At 39.1% G+C, this 23,716-nt stretch carries 17 protein-coding genes and 1 pseudogene; 14 read left to right on the top strand and 4 right to left on the bottom strand.

Annotated elements, in window-relative coordinates; all coding sequences use genetic code 11:
- The first annotated feature begins 9 nt into the window (after positions 1 to 9).
- The 3 genes from CEQ83_RS25555 (at position 10) to CEQ83_RS25545 (ending at position 4,152) form a co-directional block, all read left to right on the top strand.
- Positions 10 to 1,047 carry a PepSY domain-containing protein gene (locus CEQ83_RS25555; RefSeq protein WP_098112272.1) on the top strand — a complete coding sequence of 346 codons (1,038 nt, stop codon included), beginning with the start codon at positions 10 to 12 and terminating at the stop codon, positions 1,045 to 1,047.
- A gap of 193 nt (positions 1,048 to 1,240) precedes the next feature.
- Positions 1,241 to 2,440, top strand: a complete 1,200-nt coding sequence (locus CEQ83_RS25550; protein WP_098112271.1) for a class I SAM-dependent rRNA methyltransferase — start codon at positions 1,241 to 1,243, stop codon at positions 2,438 to 2,440.
- Positions 2,441 to 2,718: 278 nt separating this feature from the next.
- Positions 2,719 to 4,152 (top strand): anion permease, encoded by a 1,434-nt coding sequence (locus CEQ83_RS25545; RefSeq protein ID WP_028411930.1) that lies wholly within the window; start codon positions 2,719 to 2,721, stop codon positions 4,150 to 4,152.
- A 28-nt stretch (positions 4,153 to 4,180) separates the two neighbouring features.
- Here CEQ83_RS25545 and CEQ83_RS25540 read toward each other — a convergent pair whose 3' ends face one another.
- Positions 4,181 to 5,632 carry an alpha-amylase gene (locus CEQ83_RS25540; RefSeq protein ID WP_028411931.1) on the bottom strand — a complete coding sequence of 484 codons (1,452 nt, stop codon included), beginning with the start codon at positions 5,630 to 5,632 and terminating at the stop codon, positions 4,181 to 4,183.
- 238 nt (positions 5,633 to 5,870) lie between these two features.
- Between CEQ83_RS25540 and CEQ83_RS25535 the strand changes: the two are divergent.
- Positions 5,871 to 6,071 (top strand): annotated as a pseudogene (locus CEQ83_RS25535) (ATP-binding protein); the annotation flags it as partial.
- A gap of 325 nt (positions 6,072 to 6,396) precedes the next feature.
- On the opposite strand, the gene katA reads toward CEQ83_RS25535, so the two are convergent.
- Positions 6,397 to 7,857, bottom strand: coding sequence for a catalase KatA (gene katA, locus CEQ83_RS25530; protein ID WP_154974078.1), 1,461 nt, complete (start codon positions 7,855 to 7,857; stop codon positions 6,397 to 6,399).
- Positions 7,858 to 8,128: 271 nt separating this feature from the next.
- A complete protein-coding gene (cstA, locus tag CEQ83_RS25525; RefSeq protein WP_014457699.1) occupies positions 8,129 to 9,937 on the bottom strand; it encodes a carbon starvation protein CstA in 1,809 nt (602 codons plus the stop codon).
- Positions 9,938 to 10,190: 253 nt separating this feature from the next.
- On the opposite strand from cstA, the gene proB reads away from it, so the two are divergent.
- Together proB and CEQ83_RS25515 are read left to right on the top strand one after the other, a co-directional pair.
- Positions 10,191 to 11,015 (top strand): glutamate 5-kinase, encoded by an 825-nt coding sequence (gene proB / locus CEQ83_RS25520; RefSeq protein ID WP_013085533.1) that lies wholly within the window; start codon positions 10,191 to 10,193, stop codon positions 11,013 to 11,015.
- A complete protein-coding gene (locus tag CEQ83_RS25515; RefSeq protein ID WP_155017560.1) occupies positions 11,012 to 12,256 on the top strand; it encodes a glutamate-5-semialdehyde dehydrogenase in 1,245 nt (414 codons plus the stop codon). Before proB ends, CEQ83_RS25515 begins: the two co-directional genes overlap by 4 nt.
- 273 nt (positions 12,257 to 12,529) lie before the next feature.
- Here CEQ83_RS25515 and CEQ83_RS25510 read toward each other — a convergent pair whose 3' ends face one another.
- The gene (locus CEQ83_RS25510; RefSeq protein ID WP_049166315.1) at positions 12,530 to 13,915 is read right to left on the bottom strand and encodes a sugar porter family MFS transporter; all 1,386 of its coding nucleotides are present in this window, start codon (positions 13,913 to 13,915) and stop codon (positions 12,530 to 12,532) included.
- A gap of 191 nt (positions 13,916 to 14,106) precedes the next feature.
- On the opposite strand from CEQ83_RS25510, the gene CEQ83_RS25505 reads away from it, so the two are divergent.
- The 8 genes from CEQ83_RS25505 to cydC all read left to right on the top strand — a co-directional run bounded on the left by CEQ83_RS25505 (position 14,107) and on the right by cydC (position 23,532).
- Positions 14,107 to 14,883, top strand: a complete 777-nt coding sequence (locus CEQ83_RS25505) for an alpha/beta hydrolase (protein ID WP_033580373.1) — start codon at positions 14,107 to 14,109, stop codon at positions 14,881 to 14,883.
- A 95-nt stretch (positions 14,884 to 14,978) separates the two neighbouring features.
- Complete coding sequence (locus CEQ83_RS25500) at positions 14,979 to 15,989, top strand: LacI family DNA-binding transcriptional regulator (RefSeq protein ID WP_033580374.1); 1,011 nt, start codon at positions 14,979 to 14,981, stop codon at positions 15,987 to 15,989.
- 144 nt (positions 15,990 to 16,133) lie between these two features.
- On the top strand, positions 16,134 to 16,895 hold the full coding sequence (locus CEQ83_RS25495) for a threonine/serine exporter family protein (protein WP_013085528.1): 762 nt from the start codon (positions 16,134 to 16,136) through the stop codon (positions 16,893 to 16,895).
- Positions 16,896 to 16,909: 14 nt separating this feature from the next.
- A complete protein-coding gene (locus CEQ83_RS25490; protein WP_013059882.1) occupies positions 16,910 to 17,365 on the top strand; it encodes a threonine/serine exporter family protein in 456 nt (151 codons plus the stop codon).
- A gap of 300 nt (positions 17,366 to 17,665) precedes the next feature.
- On the top strand, positions 17,666 to 19,072 hold the full coding sequence (locus CEQ83_RS25485) for a cytochrome ubiquinol oxidase subunit I (protein WP_028411940.1): 1,407 nt from the start codon (positions 17,666 to 17,668) through the stop codon (positions 19,070 to 19,072).
- Entirely contained in the window at positions 19,059 to 20,075 is a 1,017-nt protein-coding gene (cydB, locus tag CEQ83_RS25480; RefSeq protein ID WP_028411941.1) for a cytochrome d ubiquinol oxidase subunit II, read from the top strand. Before CEQ83_RS25485 ends, cydB begins: the two co-directional genes overlap by 14 nt.
- Positions 20,075 to 21,787 carry a thiol reductant ABC exporter subunit CydD gene (gene cydD / locus CEQ83_RS25475; protein ID WP_033580376.1) on the top strand — a complete coding sequence of 571 codons (1,713 nt, stop codon included), beginning with the start codon at positions 20,075 to 20,077 and terminating at the stop codon, positions 21,785 to 21,787. The genes cydB and cydD overlap by 1 nt, the downstream gene beginning before the upstream one ends.
- A complete protein-coding gene (gene cydC / locus CEQ83_RS25470) occupies positions 21,787 to 23,532 on the top strand; it encodes a thiol reductant ABC exporter subunit CydC (protein ID WP_033580377.1) in 1,746 nt (581 codons plus the stop codon). The genes cydD and cydC overlap by 1 nt, the downstream gene beginning before the upstream one ends.
- Positions 23,533 to 23,716 lie beyond the last annotated feature (184 nt).

Raw genomic sequence — 23,716 nt, 5'->3', positions numbered from 1 at the left:
AATGTAAAGATGATTAAATGGGTAAAAGTATTGTCTACATCTGCTTTAGGAGCTGCAGTTGCATTTAGCTCTATTACAACGAGTCACGCTGCAGAAATGCAGACAGCGAAAGCAGAGACAACTGAACATGTGAGTATCTCGCAAGCTCAAGCAAATGGTATTGCTCTGCAAGATTGTAAAGGGACGGTCACATCTACGGAATTTAAGCAGGAATCAAGTGTGTATGTGATTACAATTGTAACGAATAACCTTGAGCAAAGAATCGTAGAAGTAAGCGCAAGCACTGGAAAAGTAGTGAAGAAGCAAGAAGTGAAGTTATGGACACAAAATCAAGTGAAAGAATCCATTTCTAAGCAGTATACAGGAGCGATTCAATCTATTACATTTAACAAAGAAATGCATGAATATACGTTAACTGTAGTAGATGGCAAAGTAGAATATACGCTAACCGTGGATGGTCTAACGGGGAAAGTCATTCATGAGAATAAAAAAGAGCCGCAGCTAATATCAGAGCAAAAAATAAAAGAAACAATTGTTAAACAATATAGTGGTTACGTATATAGTCTAGAGTTTAAAGAATCCGCTAGTCAGTATGTCGCAGTGATTCTTAAAGATAGCACTCAATATACGGTAACGTTAGATGCTTTAACAGGAAAAGTAGTTAATACTTCTCAGCAAGAAGTGAAGCTATTAACGAGACAAGATGCAAAAGATTTTGCATTGGCTACATATGCAGGTAAGGTGAGAATGGTAGAATATGATCAAAACGCAGCGATTTTCACAGTAAAAATAATCAAAGATAATACGGAATACACCATTACAATCGATGCGGTTTCGGGTGAAATCACACATGTAAAACATGATAAGCTTCAGCCGTTAACGGAGACCGCTGTAAAAGTTCTTGCTTTAAAACATCAAGAAGGAAAAGTAGAGCATATTGAGCTTATAACAGAAAACTCAATAACTGTATACGTGGTGACTTTAGTGAGCGGAAGCAAGCAGCAGACGCTTAAGTTCGATGCATATACTGGACAAGAGTGCTCATAATTTTTTATCTTAAAACATAAAACATACATTTCATTTTTCATTCATATCAAGCAGAGGGTGCTTCAAGGCATCCTCTGCTTTTCTATTTTGTAACTGGAAACATTACCGTTTATCTATGTTAAGATAAATGTAGATTATTCTCGTAAAATGGATAAAACTAGAATGAACTAAATTAAATAGATAGGGTGTACACATGAGAAAAGAAGTACAAGTTATAGCCAAAGAAGCTTTTATTAAAAAAGTGAATAAAGGTTATCCACTCATTGAAAAAGATGCGCTTGTTGATGGTCATAAACTGCAAGAAGAAGGCGTTATTATTAACTTAGTCACTCCAAAGAATCAATTCTTAGCCAAAGGCTATTATGGAAAACAAAACAAAGGCTACGGATGGATTCTGACGAAGAAGAAAAGTGAACAAATTGACGCGGCGTTTTTTGTGCGAAAAATTCAGCGAGCTATTACCTCTCGTCACGATTTTTATGCGTCTGAAGATACAACTGCTTTTCGTGTATTTAATAGTGAAGGTGACGGAATTGGCGGCTTAATCATTGATTATTATGACGGATATTACGTCACGAGCTGGTATAGTGAAGGAATTTATCAATTTAAAGAATACGTTATTGAAGCTTTAAAATCTGCGCCTAACTTTAAAGGGCTGTACCAGAAAAAACGTTTCAACGTAAAAGGGCAGTATATTGAAGAAGATGATTTTGTCACAGGAAATAAAGGTGAATTCCCTTTAATTGTAAAAGAAAATGGTATTCGTTTTGCCGTTTATTTAAATGACGGAGCGATGGTTGGGGTCTTTTTAGATCAGCGAGACGTCCGTAAAACGATTCGAGATAAATATGCAAAAGGAAAGACCGTTTTAAACATGTTTTCGTATACAGGCGCATTTTCAGTGGCGGCCGCTCTTGGAGGAGCTACGAAAACAACAAGTGTCGACTTGGCCAATCGCAGCTTGGCAAAAACAATTGAGCAATTTAGTGTAAATGGAATTGATCACGAAGCACAGGACATTATTGTGGAAGATGTTTTTAAGTATTTTAAATATGCGGTTAAGAAGAATATGACGTTCGATCTTGTGGTGCTAGATCCGCCGAGCTTTGCTAAATCGAAAAAGCATACGTTCAGCGCGGCAAAAGACTACAAAGATTTATTAAAAGAAGCCATTGCTCTTACAAAGCCAAATGGTGTCATTGTAGCTTCGACGAATGCAAGTAATTTTGATATGAAAAGATTTCATTCGTTTATTGAAAAAGCTTTTAATGAAAAAGGGGAACGTTACAAAATGATGGAGCAGTTCTCTCTTCCAGCTGATTTTAAAACAATAAAAGAATTTAAGTCAGGTGATTATCTCAAAGTCGTGTTTATTCAAAAAGTAAATCGTTAAATGCAAGGCTGCATGATGAACTCATGCAGCTTATTTATTTTGATGAAATAACGCTTACAAGCTATTTTGAAGGGAATAAAATGAAGGTGAAAGATAAAAATTGTCAATATGTATGATAAAATAATAAAGGAATTATGCTCAACACTTCACAAATTTACAATATCATCCTTATGAAACGTATTTTTACAATTATTTTATTTTAAATGGGACAAGTATTGGGTACGAAGGGGAAAGAGCATACTACTATTATTATTTAAAAACATGAAAGGAGAAAGATTATGGCTGAAACAACTAAAAAGCCTGCCGGCGAAGTGAAGTTTATTCCTTTATTAATTTGTCTGGCAATCGGACTTGTTTTATGGTTTATTACACCTCCGTCCGGACTTGATGTGAAGGCTTGGCACTTATTCGCTATTTTTGTGGCTACTATCGTAGGTCTTATCATTAAACCATTGCCATTAGGCAGTGTAGCTATTTTATCTTTAACCATTATTGTATTAACTAATACATTAACACTTGAACAATCGCTCAGCGGTTTTCAAAATACGACGATTTGGTTGATCGTTATTGCATTCTTTATTTCTAGAGGTTTTATTAAGACTGGTCTAGGAACAAGGGTTGCCTATATCTTTGTTCGTTTGTTCGGTAAAAAGACGTTGGGACTATCGTATTCTCTTATCGTAAGTGATTTACTTTTATCACCTGCAATGCCGTCTAATACAGCACGAGCTGGAGGAATTATTCTTCCAATCATTCGTTCTTTATCTGAAACATACGGATCGAGAACTGGAGACGGTACGGAGCGCAGAGTCGGTGCTTTCTTAACAAAAGTATCGTTTCAAGGAGATATGATTACATCGGCTATGTTCGTAACGGCAATGGCGGCCAATCCTCTTGCTGTTAAAATGACGGAACAAATTACAGGAAAGACTATTTCATGGGTTGGATGGGCAGCGGCTGCAATCGTACCTGGAATTATTAGTTTAATTGTTATTCCGCTCGTTATTTATAAGCTGTATCCGCCAGAATTAAAAGAAACGCCGGAAGCATCTGAAATTGCAGCAAAAAAACTAAATGAAATGGGTCCGCTAAAGAAAGAAGAATGGTACATGATTGGCGTATTTTTACTTCTTCTTGTGCTGTGGATTTTTGGCGCTAATTTAAATATTAATGCAACAACAACTGCTTTTATTGGTCTATGTGCGCTGCTTTTAACGCAAGTGTTAAGCTGGTCGGACATCAAAAAAGAACAGGGAGCATGGGATACATTAGTCTGGTTTGCTGTTTTGGTTATGATGGCAACTTTCTTAAATGATCTAGGCATGATTCCTTGGTTCAGTGATCTGATGAAAGGCACTGTTAGTCATATGTCTTGGATGACGGCGTTGATTGTACTAGCTATTGCATATTTTTATTCTCACTACTTTTTTGCGAGTAACACGGCTCACGTCAGCGCTATGTACGCAGCATTTTTATCTGTCATCGTGGCCGCTGGTGCGCCTCCGTTACTGTCAGCATTAATTTTAGCGTTCTTTAGCAATTTATTTGGCTGTTTAACTCACTACGGCAGTGGACCGGCACCGGTGTTCTTCGGTAGTGGATATGTAACGCAGCAAAAATGGTGGTCGCTCGGCTTTTTAATTTCAATTATTCATATTATCATTTGGATTGGAATTGGCGGCTTGTGGTGGAAACTGCTAGGTCTATGGTAAAAAAACAGTGGCGCAGGCCACTGTTTTTTTATGCTTCAGCCCAAACGGATACAGAGCCGCCATTTACAGGGAAGTGTCCGTAGCCGTCTTCTTCGATCACAACTTGGTCTTCTCGGTTCTTTGTGAAGTCGATCCACGTTTGTCCGCTTCGGTGTTCGCCGACGAACATTCTCTTTTCGCCGTCTTCGCCGTTTGACATCACCACAGCGCATCCAGACTTCTCAAATTCCTCTACACCATGCCTTACCCATCCAATGGTATTCGGGTGATCAAAATAATCGTCTTGCTGTCCGTATGCTTTGTCATAGCGTACGTGCAAGAGAGCAGAAATATCTTTTTCTTTTCCCTCAATTGGATGCTCTCCGCCTATCCCAAAATAGTCTCCGTAAAATACACAAGGATAGCCGTCTTCACGAAGTAAAATTAGAGCGTAAGCACTTTGTTTGAACCAATCTTCTACCCAAGATTCTAAAGATTCATTTGGCTGAGAGTCATGGTTATCTACAAATGTGACAACATTCAACGGATGAGTCTTAACCAATGTATCATCAAAAATTGTGGTTAAATCAAAATCTCTTCCTTGCTGAGAGGCTTCATGCAGTTTGTAATGCAGCGATACGTCAAACAAATCAATTTGATAATCAATAACGTCTAAAAATTCCTGACAGGCTGTTAATTCTGGATTCCAAAACTCTCCTACAAAATAAAATGGCTTTTCTTGAGAAGAGGACAATTCGTGAGCAAACTCTTTAATAAAATCATGGTTAATATGTTTAATGGCGTCTAATCGGTAACCGTCGCACTGCAGGGTGTCTGCTAACCATTTTCCCCATTTGATCATTTCTTCTCGAACTTCAGGGTGATCGTAATCAATATTCGCAAACATTAAATAATCGTAGTTGCCAAACTCTTGATCAACATTTTCGTTCCAGCTTTTGTTTTCCCCGGCAATACGAAACACACCTTCTTTTCCGTTTTTATCATCGTAATCAGTGCCATTAAAATGATTAAAGTTCCATTTGAAAGAAGAATATTGATCGCCGCGCCCTTCAAATGTAAACTTTGTCCACCCTTCAATTTCAAAGGGTTCAGAAATCTCTTCTGTTCGGTTCATGGGGTCTACTTCAATGACGTGGAAGGTTTCTTTTTCATCCGCTGCAGCTTTATGATTCATCACAATATCAACATAGACATTAATTCCGTGATTATGACAGGCATCAATTGCTTCATGGAGCTCTTGCTTGGTTCCATACTTTGTACGAACGGTTCCTTTTTGATCAAACTCGCCAAGATCATATAAGTCGTAAACGCCGTAGCCATTATCCTCTGATGAAACACCTTTTGTAACCGGGGGAATCCACACGGAATCAATTCCTTGTTCTTTTAGTTGAGGAGCGAGCTCTTTGAGGCGTTTCCAATGCTCGCCATCAGCTGGCACATGCCATTCGAAAAATTGCATAATTGTATGATTCCGTTCCAAGTTAAATCATCCTCCTTTTAAATAAAAAGATATAATCGCTCACGGATAGTTCTTTAGAATCAAATGAGGAATTGATTATATTTTTTCTTTTAACGTTCCTGTTATCCCTATTCCTTAAACCTTTTTCAATATATGTCGCTTAAGAAAATCTTAAAATTTTCTCTTCTTTTTTCTTAAAAAATGCAGTTTACAATAAAACCCATAGACGAAATGACCCATGACATACTTTTGAAAGGAGACTGAGAAAGCAATGGACGAATATGTAGTTTTAGTTGTAAACAATGAGCTGTTTGAACGATTTAAAAGAGGGGACGCCTCAAGACAAACCGATGGCTCTGGACTTGGTTTAGCTATTGCTAAGTCAATTATTGATTTGCACGGAGGAGAATTGAATATTGAAATTGACGGAGATTTATTTAAAGTAACGATTACTCTTTAATGTGAGTGAATATAAACAGCATATCTAGTAAAAAAGAGAAGCAACCTCATTATGCTGGTTGCTTCTCTTTTTTTAGCGTTCGTAATTTTATTCCGCAACCGCAAAGTGTACTGTGCTTTAGTACTTTTATTTCTCTATGACACTGATTACATCTTATTTCTTGTCCAATCATTTCTTCATCCCTTCCTCTTTTTACAAGAATTTAAATAAGTATCCATAAAATATGGATACTTATTTAGTGATAAAATGTTAAACTAATTGAGAATAAACGAAAATCTAAAATGAGAAAAACACCTTTATTTTCTCATTAGGAAAACTGATATCTTTATTTTACTTGCTGCGGAACAGACAATCCTAAACCGTCTGCAACGCGTGTTCCATACTCTGGATCCGCTTTGTAGAAGTGCTGAATTTGACGCAGTTTAATCTCTTCTTTTTCTACAGGCTTCATAGCTTCAACGATGTTTGCAACTAGTCGTGTACGCTCGTCTTCGCTTAGAAGGCGGTATAAGTCACCTGCTTGCGTGTAATGGTCGTTATGATCATATGCAACACTATCGGCAACGCCTGAAACAGGGTATGCCGCTTGTTTGTTTTCATGAGATTCTGTCGGACCGCCAAAGCTGTTTGGCTCATAGTAAACAGAACGGCCGCCGTTATCGTCAAAGCGCATTTGACCATCACGCTGATAGTTATTTACTTCATTGCGCGGACGGTTAATAGGTAGCGCTTGATGGTTAGCACCCACGCGGTAGCGATGTGCATCGCTGTATGCGAATAGTCGACCTTGCAGCATTTTATCAGGTGATACGTCAATTCCCGGTACAAGCGTTCCAGGTGAGAATGTAGCTTGCTCCACTTCGGCAAAATAATTTTCTGGATTTCGGTCCAAGACCATGCGACCTACTTCAATTAACGGATAGTCTTTTTGTGACCAAACCTTTGTTACGTCAAACGGATCAAAGCGGTACGTATCAGCGTCTTCTAATGGCATAATTTGAACGTACAGCTTCCATGAAGGGAAATCGCCTTTTTCAATGGCATTAAATAGATCTTCAGTATGATAATCTGGATTTTCACCAGCTAGCTTTGCGGCTACGTCTGGAGACAGATTTTTCACGCCTTGCTCTGTTTTAAAGTGATATTTTACCCAAACGCCATCTCCTTCGGCATTAACCCATTTAAATGTATGGCTGCCAAATCCATGCATATGGCGTAACGTTGCCGGGATACCGCGATCAGACATTAAAATAGAAACTTGATGCAAAGATTCAGGAGATAAAGACCAGAAATCCCACACGGCCGTCGGGTTTTTCAAATGCGTGCGTGGATCGCGTTTTTGTGTATGAATAAAATCGGGAAATTTAATCGCATCTCGGATGAAAAATACAGGTGTATTATTTCCGACTAAGTCGTAGTTGCCTTCTTCTGTATAAAATTTAACAGCAAATCCGCGAGGGTCGCGAACGGTATCTGCTGAGCCGTTTTCACCAGCTACTGTTGAAAAGCGAACAAATAGAGGTGTTCGTTTTCCTACTTCAGAAAGGAAAGCTGCTTTTGTATAGGCTGAAACATTGTTTGTCACTTCAAAATAACCGTGGGCACCGGCGCCTTTTGCGTGTACGACGCGTTCAGGAACACGCTCTCGGTTAAAATGGGCTAATTTCTCTAAAAGGTGAACATCTTGAATTAAAGTAGGTCCGCGTGAACCAGCGGTCATCGAATTTTGATTATCTCCAACCGGAGATCCCCAACTAGTCGTTAAGTTATTCTTGTTTGTTGTCATCTTAGAACCACCTCTTATTTTTATTATGTTAGAAATAATAATAACATTTTTAAATAAAAAATCAATACTAAATTATAATTATTATAATTTAAAGTGTTAATTTTGAGATGTAGTCAGTGGGGGTTATAAGCATGTGAAGTGTACGAACTATTTTAAAAATTTTCTGTATAGTATATTTAGTTTAATAATAAAAATGCCTGGTGTGCAATTATTTTGACCGGCTATTACCATATCAAAAACACGCTTGCTTATATAAGCAAGCGTGTTCGTTTTATATATTTTGTGATAAGTTTGCTTTCGCCGCTAGTTCAGCCTGAGGCGTGCGCCAAAGCTGCGTCCATTTTTGAATCGCGGCAATCATAATAATGAGACCGAGTATAAGCATGATGATTGAAAGAGTCGCATTTAATATGCTGTAACCTGCCGCAGCTTCATTTAAATACACATTCTTAACCATCCAATAACCCGCGTAGTTAACCGTTACGTAAAGGTAGGCTAGTGGAATAAGACAAGTAAGCATATAGGAGCGCTTATCTGCAATTCTAAGAATAACGGTTGCACCAATAATTAAACCAATGGATGCCATTAACTGATTCGATACGCCGAACAGCGCCCAAACTGAGCCAATATCTCCTGAGAACAATAAGTATCCCCACATAAAACAGGCTAGGGCACTTGCAAAAATGGACCCAGGAAGCCAGTCTACTCGCTTCAATGGCTTATAAAATTCACCGAAAAAGTCTTGAATTAAATAGCGGGAAACGCGTGTACCCGCGTCGATAGCAGTCAAAATAAACACTGCTTCAAACATAATAACGAATTGAAAAAAGTAAGAAGACAGGTGGCTGAACCAAGGAATTTCCGTGAAAATATACGTCATTCCTACAGCCAGTGTAACAGCGCCACCTGTGCGGCCTTCTAAGTTTAGGCCAATTTCTTGGCTAAGCTGAGGAAGAGCCGTTACGTTCATGCCAAGCGTTTTGAACACTTCAGGTGTAGAGTTGATTGCAAAATAGTCTCCAGGATGTAAAGCAGTTGCGGCAATTAATGCCATAATTCCTACTAAGCATTCGACTAACATCGCGCCGAAGCCTACAACTTTAATGTCACTCCAACGATCGAGCATCTTAGGAGTTGTTCCTGAACCAACAAATGCATGGAAGCCAGAAATAGCACCGCAGGCGATCGTAATGGAAATGAACGGCCACACAGGTCCTGCTAAAATAGGGCCGCCTCCGTGAATAAATTCAGTAACTGCAGGAAATGGAATTGCTGGATTTACGAAAAACACGCCTACAATCAGCGCGATAAAGACACCAATTTTCATAAAGCTGCTTAAGTAATCTCGAGGTGCTAAAAGCAGCCAAACGGGCAAGGCCGCTGCAAAAAATGCATAAACGGGAAGAATAATTGAAAGTGTTTTAATATCTAGCGTTAAAAAATCTCCTAAAGCTGTTCCTTGAATATAAGGACCGCTAAATACGGCGATTAAAATTAAAATGAAGCCGACGGTAGAAGCCGCTTTTAAATTACCTGTTTTTTTGTGGTAAATACCTACCCCCATTGCGATCGGAATGGTAATTCCAACAGCGAATGTACCCCAAGGATTTTTCTCAAGGGCGTGTAACACGACCATAGATAAACCGGCCATTGTAATGGTAATGATAAAAAGCATAGCTAAACCTGTACAAAAACCAGCGACGGGTCCTAGCTCTTTTTTAGCCACTTCTGAAAGCGACTGGCCTTTTTGGCGCATAGATGCAAATAACACAACTGCATCGTGAACGGCTCCTCCGATTACAGCTCCGATTAAAAGCCAGAGCAGTCCGGGCAAATAGCCAAACTGAGCTGCTAAAATAGGTCCAACAAGTGGGCCCGCAGCTGCAATAGCTGCAAAGTGATGACCAAATGTTACCCATCGATTGGTTGGCACGTAATCTTTTCCATCTTCAAGCTCATGTGCCGGCGTTTTTTGCGCATCGTTTAGTTTCAAGACCTTAACAGCCATGAATGTTCCATAAAGCCGATACGCAATCATTAAAATACAGATAGATCCAATAACAATCGTAACCGCATTCATTACAAATCCCCCTATCCCTTAGTTGTCTGATGTTTGTACTACTACACAACGTTATGTAATTGTGTGTTCCCCTTACAACTTTCATTATAAAAGAAGAAAGCGCTTTTATCACCAGTTTTTCCCTTAATTATTTAAAAAATTAGAAAGTTCAAATTCCCTTTGAAAAACTATAAGACTTTTCACATAATCTCTGCTATAATTTTTAAAAAAATTAGTACGCATTTAGGTGTTTTTAGTTAGGGAGATGAAATGAGTGAACCATCGTCAAGAGTTACAAAATAGCAAGCGTATCGTAGTCAAAGTAGGGACATCTACGTTGACCTATGATAACGGAGATATTAACTTAGCACGCATTGAAAAACTAGCGCGTGTGTTATCTGATTTAATGAATGCAGGAAAAGAAGTTGTGCTTGTTACATCAGGTGCCGTTCAAGTGGGAGTAAAAAAACTAAAGTTAAAAGAAAAGCCAACTTCTATTCGAGAAAAACAAGCAGCAGCCTCTGTCGGGCAGTGTGAGCTTATGCATATCTATAGTAAATTCTTTGGTGAGTATAGTCACATTGTTGGTCAAGTACTGTTAACAAAAGATGTAATCGAAGATGAACATGTGCGCAATAACGTTGTGAACACGTTTGAAAAATTAATTGAAGACAAAGTGATTCCTATTGTGAATGAAAACGATACAGTTGCCATCGATGAGATTGAAAACATCGTGCGTTTTGGAGATAACGATAATTTATCCGCCATTGTTTCAGTTTTGATTCACGCAGATTTACTTGTTATTTTATCTGATATTGACGGTTTCTTTGATTCAGATCCCACAAAAAACCCTAACTCTAAATTAATGAAAGTAATAGATGGCATCACGCCGGAGCTTGAGAATTTTGCTGGAGATAGTGGAACTGACGTTGGAACAGGCGGAATGGTCACAAAGCTGACCGCTGCTAAAACAGCTACAAGTGCAGGCGTGAGCTTAATCCTAGCAAATGGGAAAGAACCAAGTATTTTGCGAGATATTATTGAAGGCCAAGAAATTGGAACGTTATTCTTAAAACAAGCTGAAGGAGTAATGAAATGAGTGAATTGCAGCTTAAAGGAAAGCAGGCAAAAGAAGCCTCTTATTTCTTAGGAAATGTAACGAGCGAACAAAAACAGCAGGCACTTTATAAAATGGCGGCTGCTCTATTGGATCAACAAGAAACGATTTTAAAAGCAAATAAATTAGACGTAGAAAAAGCCGTTCAAAAAAGCACGTCAAAAGCGATGTTGGATCGCCTATCTTTAAATGAAGAGCGGATTCATGGAATGGCAGACGGCCTGCGCCAAGTAGCTGCGCTTGCAGATCCGGTAGGAGAAGTGCTGTCTATGGCTAAACGACCAAATGGCTTACAAATTGGGCAGCAGCGTGTACCTATTGGTGTCATAGGAATTATTTATGAAGCGCGTCCAAACGTTACATGTGATGCAGCAGGCCTATGCTTAAAAGCAGGAAATGCGGTTATTTTGCGCGGAGGCAGTGAGGCATTTTATTCGAATCAAGCGATTGTTTCTGTGTTATCTCAAGCTGCGGCAAGTGCAGGGTTGCCTGAGCATAGCGTACAGCTTATTGAAGATACGTCGAGAGAAACAGCACTGGACTTAATGAAGCTAAATGAATATATCGATGTATTAATTCCTCGAGGCGGTGCTGGTTTAATTGAAGCGGTGGTAAAAAATGCAACGGTTCCTGTTATTGAGACAGGAACCGGGAACTGCCACATTTATGTTGATGAAGAATATGACCGTGACATGGCAGCCAGTATTGTCATTAATGCAAAAACATCTCGTCCAGCGGTGTGCAACTCAGCCGAAAAGCTGATTATTCATCAGGGAGCGGCTCATGAATTTTTGCCGATTATTGTTCAAGCGCTACGAGAGAAAGATGTAGAAGTACGCGGTGATGAACGTGCGCTCACAATCGTTCCAGATCTTGTTCCAGCAGGGGATGAGGATTGGAAGAAAGAATATTTGGATTTCATCATGGCAGTTAAAATCGTAGATGATATCGATGAAGCGATTTCCCATATTAATGTTCATAGTTCACATCATTCTGAAGCGATTGTAACAACAAATTATGCTCATGCTCAGCGTTTTTTACAGCGCGTTAATTCAGCTGCTGTTTATGTGAATGCTTCGACGAGGTTTACGGACGGAGAAGAGTTTGGTTTCGGGGCAGAAATCGGAATTAGTACACAAAAGCTTCATGCGCGTGGACCAATGGGATTAAAGGAATTAACAACATTAAAATATATTATTTACGGAGATGGACAAATTCGATAAAAAGAAGAGGCTGGGACGAAAGTATTTTAGACAAAGTAAAACCGAACCATTGATCAAAATTTTTGATTAGTGGTTCGTTTTTTTTGTTAGGGTGAACATAGTTTTCATCTGTTTAAATTCTTCTAGTAGTTGATTGGAGGGCGAGATGAAGACTCCCGCGGAAAGCGAAGTCTTGCACGGAAATCAACTACGGTGTCATAAGCCATTTAGCTCATGTATCCCATTTGTTTTTCTTTAGATTGGATTCATTTAGTTATACCCCAACCTCTTCCCTTACTTCCATATATGTTCAATTTCTTCAAGTGACTTTCCTTTTGTTTCTGGCACCCACTTCCATATAAACAAAAATGAAGCGATACACATAATCATAAAAGATAAAAAGGTAAAAGATCCTCCAGCTTTGTTCCAAAGAATAGGAAAAAACTGAGACACAAACCAATTAGCTATCCACAAGAAAAAGGTAGAAATAGACATTGCATAGCCTCTCGCATGATTAGGAAAAATTTCAGAAATCACAACCCATACAACAGGTCCCATAGAAATATTAAAAAGAAATAAATAAAAAACAATAAGTAAACTAGTAGTCAAGCCTTCAGTACCCTGTGAATGAAATCCAAAAGAAACGAGAAGCTGCGTAACGGCCATACCGGCTGTGCCAATAAGTAATAAAGCTTTGCGGCCAATCCGGTCGATAAGCCACATGGAACAAAGAACGCCTAAAAAGGCAGCTACACCAATCATAGACGTAACAAGGAGCGATAAATCTCCTCTAGCTCCAGCTGCTTCAAAAACTTGCGGGGCGTAATAAATAATGGCATTGATTCCGACAAGCTGTTGAAAGGCTGCAAGTAGAATACCAATAAGCAACGCTTTTCGAAGGCCTGCCTCTTTAAAAAGCGAAAGAGAAGCCGGTTGATTTTCTTTTAACGATTGCTCAATATGATACAGCTCTTGGCGTGCAATGTGTGTACCATTGATTTTAATTAAAATGTCCATAGCTTCTACAGTGCGGTTTGCTTTTACTAGCCACCTCGGACTTTCAGGAACAGGAGAAAGGATAAGAAGAAATAAAAGAGCTGGAATCCCAGAAGCACCGATAATGTAGCGCCATCCTGTGGAATTCTGCCATGCGTCTTCCCCAATAGATAAAATGTAGTCATTTACAAAATAGACAGAAACAATCCCAACGGCAACAGCAAATTGATAAAGAGAGCCTAAGCGGCCGCGCATGTGCGGAGGGGCTATTTCAGAAATATAGGTAATAGAAAGAACGGAGGCCATACCAATGCCTAGCCCTCCAATAATTCGAGAAATAATCACAAAAGAGATGGCTGAAGATAGCGCTTGCATAATTGCGGATACGATAAATAAAGAAGCTGCTAAAAGCAAGATACCTTTTCTACCGAATCGATCACTCAGTTTTCCTGAAGAAAGTACCCCAACGGCACCCCCGAGCAGCAAACTAGATACAACAAAACCTACCATCGTTGGACTGAGATTAAAATGCACTTCCATTAACCCAATAGCCCCTGAAATGACGGCTGTGTCATAGCCGTAAAGTAACCCTCCAAAAGCAGCTGCACATGAAATGAAAATAACAAAAAATAGATTTCCTTTTTGCTCCTTATACTCGTCAGAAGTTACTTTTACTATCCCCATATAAATTCCTCCTTTGAATCGCGTTCACTATTTTAATTTAAAAAAACGTTATACGTAAAACGTTTTCATAAAAGATGTTTTTATGTTAAACTAAAAATTGTAAATAATCAAACTATTTTTTAACTTTTATATGAATTATGTACGTTTTGTTATCAATCAATAGGGAAGAAAAAGTAAGGGGGAAGAGAAATATGGCGTTTATTCAATGTGATTTTTTTTCAGAAGTATTGCAAATAAGTACTTCAATGAACGTTTTGATACCGCAGCAAACAAAATCTCAGATTGGTTTACAAACCAATACAAGAAGTGAGAAACACCCTACGCTCTATTTATTACACGGTCTTTCTGATGATCATACGATATGGATGAGAAGAACTTCGATTGAACGCTACGCATCAGAATTAGGACTTGCAGTTGTAATGCCAAATGTAGATCGTAGCTTTTATAGAGATATGGCTTATGGAAAGAAGTATTGGACGTTTGTAACAGAAGAACTTCCTCAATTGGCTAGGTCATTCTTTCCGTTATCGGAAAAAAGAGAAGATAATTTTGTGGCTGGTCTTTCTATGGGAGGGTACGGCGCTTTAAAATGGGCGTTTCGCAAACCACATCAATTTTCTGCAGCTGCCAGTTTATCAGGAGTGATGGACATTGAAGGGCTTGGAGAACGAGGGGAAGTTCAGTTCCTAGATTATCCTTTGATTTTTGGCATGCCGCCTGTTATTAGACCTGAGGATGATCTTTTCTGGCTGCTTGAAAATCGCCGGCGCTATGGAGAAGTGACTCCGCGTATTTATCAATGCTGTGGAACGGAAGATTTTTTATATCAGGAAAATAAACGTTTTTCCGAGCGATGTAAGCAAGAGCCTATTTGTTTTACATATGAAGAAGGAAAAGGAAGTCACGACTGGGCATATTGGGATCAAAAAATTCGAGATGTGTTAAAGTGGCTGTTTAGTGAAAAGTAGGGAAGGTAGTTTTGGGTGGTTCCGACTTCTAGTAGTATAATAAAGAAAAATGTTTACTTGGTCGATAGACTAAAAGGAAATAGGAGTCGGTACGAATGGGGAGAAAAAAAGTCACGATTACAGAAGTAGCAAAAGAAGCGGGTGTTTCATTAGCTACGGTATCAAGAATTTTCAATAATAAAGACGGTAAAATTAAAATCAGTGAAAAAACAAAACAAAAAGTACTAAAAGCAGCAGCTCATTTAGGGTATCAGACAAATCCATTTGCGGCAGCTCTGCGGGCCCAAAAAACAGGGATTATCGGGATATTAATTAGAGATTTAAAAGACCCATTTTTAATCGAGCTGTTAAAAAAGGTACAGCAGCAAGTTCAAAGTCGAGGGATGGACGTTCTTATTGGACATACGGATTACCAAGAAACAACGGCTGAGCGTCAATTAAATGTGATGATGAATCATTGGTTTGATGGAGTCATTTTATTAGATTATGTAGCCGCTCCGCATCCGTTTGTAGACGTATTAAAACAATATCAAACGCCTTACGTTTCTCTTACAGGAGACGGCTCTTCTGCACTTTGGCCAATTGTACATGTAGATGATGCGGAGGGAATGCAATTAGCTGTTGCTCACTTAACGGACCTTGGCCATAAGAATATCGGGTTCGTTGGAAAAGCTGTAAGCGGAGTCGAGCACCGTCTGTCTCTTTTTTATCAGTATGTACCGTCAGCAAACGCAAAGTTTGTGAAAGAAGATATGAATAACTCAGATGAACTATATCAGTTTATAAATGAGCTAGCTCATCATCCAGAGCCCCCAACTGCGCTTATTTGTGCTACGGATTACATTGCTCTGAAAGTGATACACTGTGCGTGGCAAAACGGACTTCACGTTCCAGCGGATTTGTCTGTTATAGGGTTTGATGATATTACAGAAGCTAGTGAAGCGCAACCTCCGCTAACAACCATCCGTCAACCGATGGAAAAAATGGCTGAAAAAGCAGTAAACCTCTTACTTCAGCAAATTCAGGATCAGCAAGAAATAGATCAGGTACAGTATAAAATGGCACCTGTATTAGTAGAGCGTGAGACCACAAAACGTATGAATTGATAAGGAATGTATATACTATTCCTGAAAGTGTGAGACAAAAAGTCCACACTTTTTTGCATTAACCATTGCGTCCACTTCCCTCTTTCTTATACACTGTATGCTGTAGGGGAAAAAACCAAGCTTTAATATGTTTGGAGCGATTTGATGACACAACAAAAATTAGATAAATATGAAATTATGGACGTTAGCTTACTAGCAGGTAAAATTATGTTAGAAAGCGGAGCAGAAACGTATCGAGTAGAAGACACAATGATGCGGATTGCAGCGTCTTACGGTATAAAAAAATCCCACAGCTATGTGACGCCAACAGGGATTATGTTTTCACTTGAAACGAAAGAACCGACGAAAACGAAGTTAATTCGTATTTCCGAACGAACGACCGATTTAAAAAAAGTAACTATGGTAAATAGCGTCTCAAGAACCATCAGTCAAGGAAACATCTCCTTGGAGGAAGCGTATGAAATGCTACAAGAAATTGAAGCAACGAACGTAGCTTTTCCACTATGGGTTCAACTTGCAGCTGCATCCATTTCTAGCGGATGCTTTTTAATCATGTTTCAAGGTTTATGGACGGACTTTATTCCAGCGATGTTTTCAGGAGGTCTCGGATTTTTAACCGTGGTGTATTTCCACCGTCTTATTCCGATTCGCTTTTTTGCTGAGTTTACCGCTTCGTTAGTTATTGGACTTTTATCAGCTCTTTTAGTCGCTTCAGGACTAGGAACGCAAATTGATAAAATTATTATTGGATCCGTTATGCCTCTCGTTCCTGGGTTATCGATTACCAATGCAGTGCGAGATTTAATGGCGGGACATTTACTGTCTGGATTATCAAAAGGAGCAGAAGCGTTTCTGACGGCATTTGCTATTGGTGCAGGTATTGCCATTGTATTTACGCTTCTATAGAAGGGAGGCATCATATGCATATCGTAGAGCAGATAATTACAAGTTTTATTGCTTCAGCAGCGTTTGGGATTATTTTTAATGTTCCACGTGAATCATTATTAAAAAGTGGCTTTGTCGGAATGATTGGCTGGCTCATTTACTATTTGCTAACGTTCTATGGTGTAGATGAAATTCCAAGCACTGTAGCATCGGCCTTTTTTATTGCTATTATTAGTCAAATTTACGCAAAAATTTATCGTACGCCGATCATTATTTTCACCGTAGCAGGTATTATTCCGCTCGTTCCAGGGGGAACAGCATACGATGCCATGCGTAACTTTGTAGAAAATAATTATAATGAAGCGATTAGTCTTGCAGCAAAAGCCTTTATGATTTCAGGTTCAATTGCCATTGGTATTGTATTTTCTGAAGTCATTAACCAAATCATTCGTCAATCTAAATTAAATGCGAAAGCAAAATATCGACCGTAGAGAAGCAAGCTCAAATCAGAGCGTGCTTTTTTTATGAAAAAATAAAGAGATCCTGCCCTTTTTTGTCACAAGAAAGTCACGTTTTAGTCTAAAAACGTTCAAAAAATGTACGTGCACAGCTAAAAAAATAGACTATACTATGTAAATAGAAAGAGAGACATTACATATGTTTGTGAAACATTGAGCATATTTCTCGAATTGTTATGCTCAATGTTTCACAATATAAGTAAAAGATGCTCAGAAATGAGCAAAGTATCTATGGAAATGATGAATGTTCTTATATATGAAAGGAGAAAGAAGATGGATACAGTCATACTATCACGTATTCAATTTGCATCAACGACGCTGTTTCATTTTATCTTTGTACCGCTGTCTATCGGCCTTGTCTTTTTAGTAGCGATCATGGAAACGATGTACGTAGTAAAAAAAGATGAACAGTATAAAAAGATGGCAAAGTTTTGGGGGCACTTATTCCTGATTAACTTTGCTGTCGGAGTCGTAACAGGTATTTTACAAGAATTTCAGTTTGGCATGAACTGGTCAGAGTACTCAAGATTTGTAGGAGATGTATTTGGTGCGCCGCTTGCTATTGAAGCACTGCTAGCGTTTTTTATGGAGTCCACGTTCCTCGGGCTGTGGATTTTCGGGTGGGATCGTTTGCCTAAATGGCTGCACTGTCTATGTATTTGGCTTGTTAGTCTAGGTACTATCTTTTCAGCGTTCTTTATTTTAACGGCTAATTCTTTTATGCAGCATCCGGTCGGAATGGAGCTAAATAATGGCCGTTTGGAAATGAATGACTTCTTTAAATTGTTAACGAACGGTCAGCTGTGGGTCGAATTCCCTCATACAATTTTAGGTTCGTTTGCAACAGGCGCCTTTTTTATCACGGGTGTCAGCGCTGTTATGCTCTTGAAGAAAAAACATGTGGCTTTTGCTAAAAAATCATTTCAAGTTGCTATCCTTGTAGGGCTAGTTTCAGGTGTAGGAATTGCACTATCTGGGCATGAACAGGCCGGATATTTAGTTAAAACACAGCCGATGAAAATGGCCGCAAGTGAAGGATTATGGGAAAACAGCGGAAGTCCAGGTGCTTGGACAGTAACAGCAAATATTCACCCTGATGAAAAGAAAAATACGAGTGAAATCAAAATACCTTACTTATTAAGCTTCTTATCATACGGTAAGTTTTCAGGCTCTGTTCCTGGAATGAATGAGCTGCAGCAGCAGTATACGGCGAAATATGGAGAAGGAAATTATATTCCACCCGTTCGAACAACGTTTTGGAGTTTCCGCATTATGGCTGGTCTAGGTGGCGTATTATGTGCATTAGGCATTTGGGGTACGTACTTGCTTTCTCGTAAAAAACTTCAAGAAAGCAAACTATTTTTACGTATTATGACGATTGCCATCGCCTTTCCGTTCCTTGGAAGCTCAGCAGGTTGGATTATGACAGAGATTGGCCGTCAGCCTTGGGTTGTATTTGGCTATATGAAAACCGAAGATGCCGTGTCTCCTGGTGTAACAGCAGGTGAATTGCTATTTTCTATTATCTCGTTTTCGTTCTTTTACTTAATTTTAGCTGTGATTATGGTGTTTTTGTTCGTTAAAGAAATTAAAAAAGGTCCAGATCACGATCACGAAGCACATACAAAAGTAACATCAACTGATCCGTTTACAAAGGAGGGATACAATGTTTTCTCTTAATGAATTCTGGTATTTGCTAGTATCCATTCTGTTTGTTGGTTTTATCTTTTTAGAAGGCTTTGATTTTGGGATTGGAATGGTGTCTCGCTTTTTAGGAAGAAACGACTTAGAGCGACGAGCTTTTATTAATACAATCGGTCCTTTTTGGGATGCAAATGAAGTTTGGTTAATTTCAGCAATCGGTGCTATGTTTGCCGCTTTTCCAAACTGGTATGCAACGCTATTAAGCGGGTCATATGTTCTTTTTGTTCTTCTGTTGCTTTCGCTTATCGGACGCGGTGTAGCATTTGAATTTCGAGGAAAAGTTGAAAAACAAGCGTGGAAAAATGCGTGGGATTGGGTTATCTTCTTTGGAAGTCTTTTTCCACCGCTCATTTTCGGCATCTTATTTTCAGCACTAATGAAAGGATTGCCTGTTGAGCGCAACATGCAAATGAATGCCGGCTTTTCGGATATTGTGAATCTATATACCATAACGGGCGGCGTGACGCTAACGATGCTTTGCTTATGGCACGGACTTATTTTTGCGACGATCCGTACGATGGATGACATTAGAGATCGTTCACGAAAAGTTGCCATGAAGCTTTTGCCTGTTAATGCCTTGCTGCTTCTTATTTTTTCAGGCATGACGTTTTTTGAAACAAATTTATTCAGCAATCATAGCCGCTTGATGCTATACACATTTTTTATCGGTATTTTCGTGTATTTACTAGCAGGATTTTTCCTTACACGGAAAAAAGACGGATGGGCCTTTGCTATGTCTGGCTTAATTTTAATTTTATCAATTTCCTCTATATTTGCAGGATTGTTTCCAACCGTTTTGGTTAGTTCAGTCAATGAAAGCTATAGTTTAACGATTCATAATGCAGCATCAGGGAATTATTCCTTGAAAATTATGTCTTACGCTGCTATTGCGTTACTGCCTTTTGTGTTAGGTTATCAAATTTGGAGCTACTACGTTTTTAGAAAACGTGTAGATCATAAGGAGCATATGGAGTACTAATGGGTAGAAATTTAATGGTTTACAACGGAATAAAAATGGTTCTTGCCGTGTTAATAGGGCTTATTACTATTCAAAGTGTAGCCATTATTTTTCAAGCTAAGTGGCTTGCCGAAGTAATTACTGCTCTTTTTCATGGTGAAAGTTTAACTTCGCAGACAAAAGCAATCGGATTGTTTTTGTCTGCCTTTATGGTTCGTCAGATCGTAAGTTTTATAGTGAAAAAAACAGCATATCAATTTGGAGTCAAAACGACTCAGGAACTTCGTTTGACGGTCATGAAAAGCATTTTTGCACTCGGACCGCGCTTTACCAAAAATGAAGGGACAGGAAACTTGGTGACGCTCATCACCACAGGCCTACAGAAGCTTCGCGCTTATCTTGAGCTGTTTTTGCCTAAACTGGCCGCCATCAGCGTTACACCTTGGCTAGTGCTCGCTTTCGTTTGGTATCAAGATCGGCTTTCAGGCATTATTTTGCTTGTAACTATGCCAATTTTAATTTTATTTATGATTTTACTTGGACTGGCTGCCCAGAAAAAAATAGATAGCCAATGGGAGACGTATCATGTGCTGTCCAATCACTTTGTAGATTCGCTTCGAGGATTAGAAACGTTAACATTTCTCGGGAAAAGTAAGGAGCATGCTGAAACGATTGGAAGAGTCAGTGACCGCTATCGAAAAGCGACAATGGGAACGCTCCGAATTGCTTTTTTATCTACGTTTGCTTTAGATTTCTTTACGATGTTATCTGTAGCCATCGTGGCTGTTATGCTCGGTTTGCGGCTAGTGAACGGTTCGATGACGTTAGAGCCTGCACTTATGATTTTATTGCTGGCGCCTGAATACTTCCTGCCGATACGGGAAGTCGGAAACGATTATCATGCAACATTAGACGGAAAAGAATCCGGAGATGCATTAATTAAGATTGTAAAGCAGGCTGAAAAACCGTCGGCTAAAGAAGAAGATGTTCCTGATTGGACGGAAAACAGTGAAATTCAATTGCGTCATATCACCGTAAAATATGACGAAGAGCAGCCGCCTTCTCTTGAAGATGTGTCACTTCATGTTAAAGGAAGTAAAAAAATTGGGATTATAGGAAAAAGCGGAGCTGGAAAATCGACGCTTATTGATATACTGAGCGGCTTTGTACAATTTACAGAAGGGTCTGCTGAAGTAAACGGCGTGCCGGTTGATTTACGCTCAGATGCTTGGCAAAAGCAGATTACGTATATCCCTCAGCACCCATTTATTTTTAATGGAACAGTGAAAGAAAATATTGAATTTTATCAGGATAGAGGCGGTTCTTATGATTATGAAGATGCTTTAACGAAAGCAGGACTTTTATCTACGATTCAACAGATGCCTAAGAAGGAAAATGAAGTGATAGGAGATGGAGGACGGCAGCTTAGCGGCGGCCAAGCTCAAAGGATTGCCCTAGCTAGGGCGTTTCTGAGCGATCGCCCTATTATTATGCTTGATGAACCAACGGCGCAAGTAGATATTGAAACGGAATATGAATTAAAGCAAGATATCTTAACGATGTTTCAAGACAAGTTATTTATTTTAGCTACGCACCGTCTGCATTGGATGAAAGATATGGACCTCATTGTTGTAATAGAGAACGGAAAGGTTGCAGAAGTCGGCAATCATCAAGAACTGATTCGAAAAAAAGGAGCTTACTATCAATTTTTACATGAAGAGGAGGAGATATGATGAAATATAAAAGTTGGATATGGCCCTACTTTAAAACGTATAAATATCGTATCTTTTCTATCTTATTACTAAGCTTGTTAACGATTGGTTCTGCTTGTGCGCTAATGTTCACATCAGGTTACTTGATTTCAGCTTCTTCCTTACGGCCAGAAACAATCTTACTGGTGTACGTTCCCATTGTGCTTGTGCGTACATTTGGTTTAAGTCGAGCAGCCTTTCGTTATGCGGAGCGTCTTGTTAGTCACGATTTTATTCTTCGCATTTTAGCTAAAATGCGTACACGTCTTTATCATTTGATTGAACCGTTAGTTGCTACATCCCGCTATCGAACGGGAGATGTTTTAGCGGTTCTCGCTGAAGATATTGAAAGTTTACAAGACTTGTTCTTGCGTACCATTCTTCCAACAATCTCAGCTGTTATTTTATACGTTATTTCGATTGTAGCTTTAGGATTCTTTAGCCTAAAGTTTGCATGTTTGATTGCCATCTATTTATTTTTGTTAGTAGTAGTGATGCCGCTTTTTTCCCTTTGGCATATGAAAGCGGCCAATCAGCGATATAAATCAAGCAAAGCACAGTTATATGCTAAGGTCACAGACGGGTTTTTAGGAGTTGCTGATTGGGTATTAAGCGGTCAGCAGCAGTCATTTTTTCATTCGTATAACAAAACAGAAGATGAGCTAGACCGCATGGATCGTAAGCTTAAACTATGGACGTATTACCGAGAATTGATTGGCCAATTTATTGTAGCAGGTTTAATTGTCACAATGATTTGGTTTGGGGCTTCTCTTTTTGCAGACAAAGAGCTTGCAGGTGTTTTTATTGCTGCTTTTATTTTAGTAGTATTTCCTTTATCTGAAGCACTGCTGCCGGTATCTAATGCAGTAGAAAAAATTCCTCAATTTGAAGAGTCATTAAATAGAGTGCAGGAAATGGAAAATAACTGGGAATCTGTGAATGAAAAGAAAAAACATACTCTTTCCCTACCTTACAAAGGTTCATGGGACTCGGTCAGCTTAAAAGTCGAGCATGTAAGCTTTCGCTATAGCAATGAGGAAGAGTCAGTCATTCATGATCTTTCATTTCAAGTCGAGCAAGGGAAAAAAATTGCGATTCTTGGCAAGAGCGGAGCTGGAAAGTCGACTCTGTTAAAGCTGCTGCAAGGCTCCTTATTGCCTACAGAAGGTACAGTTCAACTAAACGGTCAGTCTGTTGCTGAAGTTCGTGAAGATGTACCAAAACTCATCTCTGTATTAAATCAAAATCCTTATTTATTTAATACAAGCGTAGCAAACAATTTATTACTAGCTAATGAAGAGGCTACAAAAGAAGAGGTAATTGAGGCAATGAAGCAAGTCAATATGCACTCCCTTGTGGAAGGTTTGCATCAAGGATATCAAACGTCCATGCTCGAAACAGGTCAGCGCTTTTCAGGAGGAGAACGTCAGCGGATTGCGTTAGCACGTGTTCTACTTCAGCGTACGCCAATTGTTATGCTGGATGAGCCAACTGCAGGGTTGGATACCGTGACTGAAAAGAGTTTGTTATCCACTATCTTTGAAACTCTTCACGACAAAACTTTAATTTGGGTTACACATAATTTAGTTGGGATGGAAAAGATGGATGAAATCTTATTCCTACAAGATGGAAAGATAGCCATTCGCGGAACGCATGAGGAATTACTTGCTACGAACAGTCACTATCAAAAGCTATATGAATTGGATCATCCGGTAAAAAGCCTTTAGCAGCAGCTAAAGGCTTTTTAATATTTTATACTAAAGTGAAATTCGACAAACATGAGTAAGATATGTGTCGAACGAAGGAAAATAGCTTGGATTCAAAGAGGGGAGAGGCGTTTAGCATTTTTGAAAAAGTGGTAAAACAAGGTAGTGTTTGTTTCTTCCTGTATAACATCGGTTTATTTTAGGG

The sequence above is a fragment of the Priestia megaterium genome, from assembly GCF_009497655.1.
In the GTDB taxonomy this organism is placed as follows: domain Bacteria; phylum Bacillota; class Bacilli; order Bacillales; family Bacillaceae_H; genus Priestia; species Priestia zanthoxyli.
Note: the sequence above shows the minus strand (reverse complement) of the source record. Positions and strands in the feature narration are given on the sequence as shown.

Bases quoted from the DNA above. Each gene is read 5' to 3' on its own strand.
- CEQ83_RS25555 (WP_098112272.1), top strand. From the start codon at position 10: ATGATTAAATGGGTAAAAGTATTGTCTACATCTGCTTTAGGAGCTGCA.
- CEQ83_RS25550 (WP_098112271.1), top strand. From the start codon at position 1,241: ATGAGAAAAGAAGTACAAGTTATAGCCAAAGAAGCTTTTATTAAAAAA.
- CEQ83_RS25545 (WP_028411930.1), top strand. From the start codon at position 2,719: ATGGCTGAAACAACTAAAAAGCCTGCCGGCGAAGTGAAGTTTATTCCT.
- katA (WP_154974078.1), bottom strand. From the start codon at position 7,857: ATGACAACAAACAAGAATAACTTAACGACTAGTTGGGGATCTCCGGTT.
- cstA (WP_014457699.1), bottom strand. From the start codon at position 9,937: ATGAATGCGGTTACGATTGTTATTGGATCTATCTGTATTTTAATGATT.
- CEQ83_RS25515 (WP_155017560.1), top strand. From the start codon at position 11,012: ATGAGTGAATTGCAGCTTAAAGGAAAGCAGGCAAAAGAAGCCTCTTAT.
- CEQ83_RS25510 (WP_049166315.1), bottom strand. From the start codon at position 13,915: ATGGGGATAGTAAAAGTAACTTCTGACGAGTATAAGGAGCAAAAAGGA.
- CEQ83_RS25505 (WP_033580373.1), top strand. From the start codon at position 14,107: ATGGCGTTTATTCAATGTGATTTTTTTTCAGAAGTATTGCAAATAAGT.
- CEQ83_RS25500 (WP_033580374.1), top strand. From the start codon at position 14,979: ATGGGGAGAAAAAAAGTCACGATTACAGAAGTAGCAAAAGAAGCGGGT.
- CEQ83_RS25495 (WP_013085528.1), top strand. From the start codon at position 16,134: ATGACACAACAAAAATTAGATAAATATGAAATTATGGACGTTAGCTTA.
- CEQ83_RS25490 (WP_013059882.1), top strand. From the start codon at position 16,910: ATGCATATCGTAGAGCAGATAATTACAAGTTTTATTGCTTCAGCAGCG.
- CEQ83_RS25485 (WP_028411940.1), top strand. From the start codon at position 17,666: ATGGATACAGTCATACTATCACGTATTCAATTTGCATCAACGACGCTG.
- cydB (WP_028411941.1), top strand. From the start codon at position 19,059: ATGTTTTCTCTTAATGAATTCTGGTATTTGCTAGTATCCATTCTGTTT.
- cydD (WP_033580376.1), top strand. From the start codon at position 20,075: ATGGGTAGAAATTTAATGGTTTACAACGGAATAAAAATGGTTCTTGCC.
- cydC (WP_033580377.1), top strand. From the start codon at position 21,787: ATGAAATATAAAAGTTGGATATGGCCCTACTTTAAAACGTATAAATAT.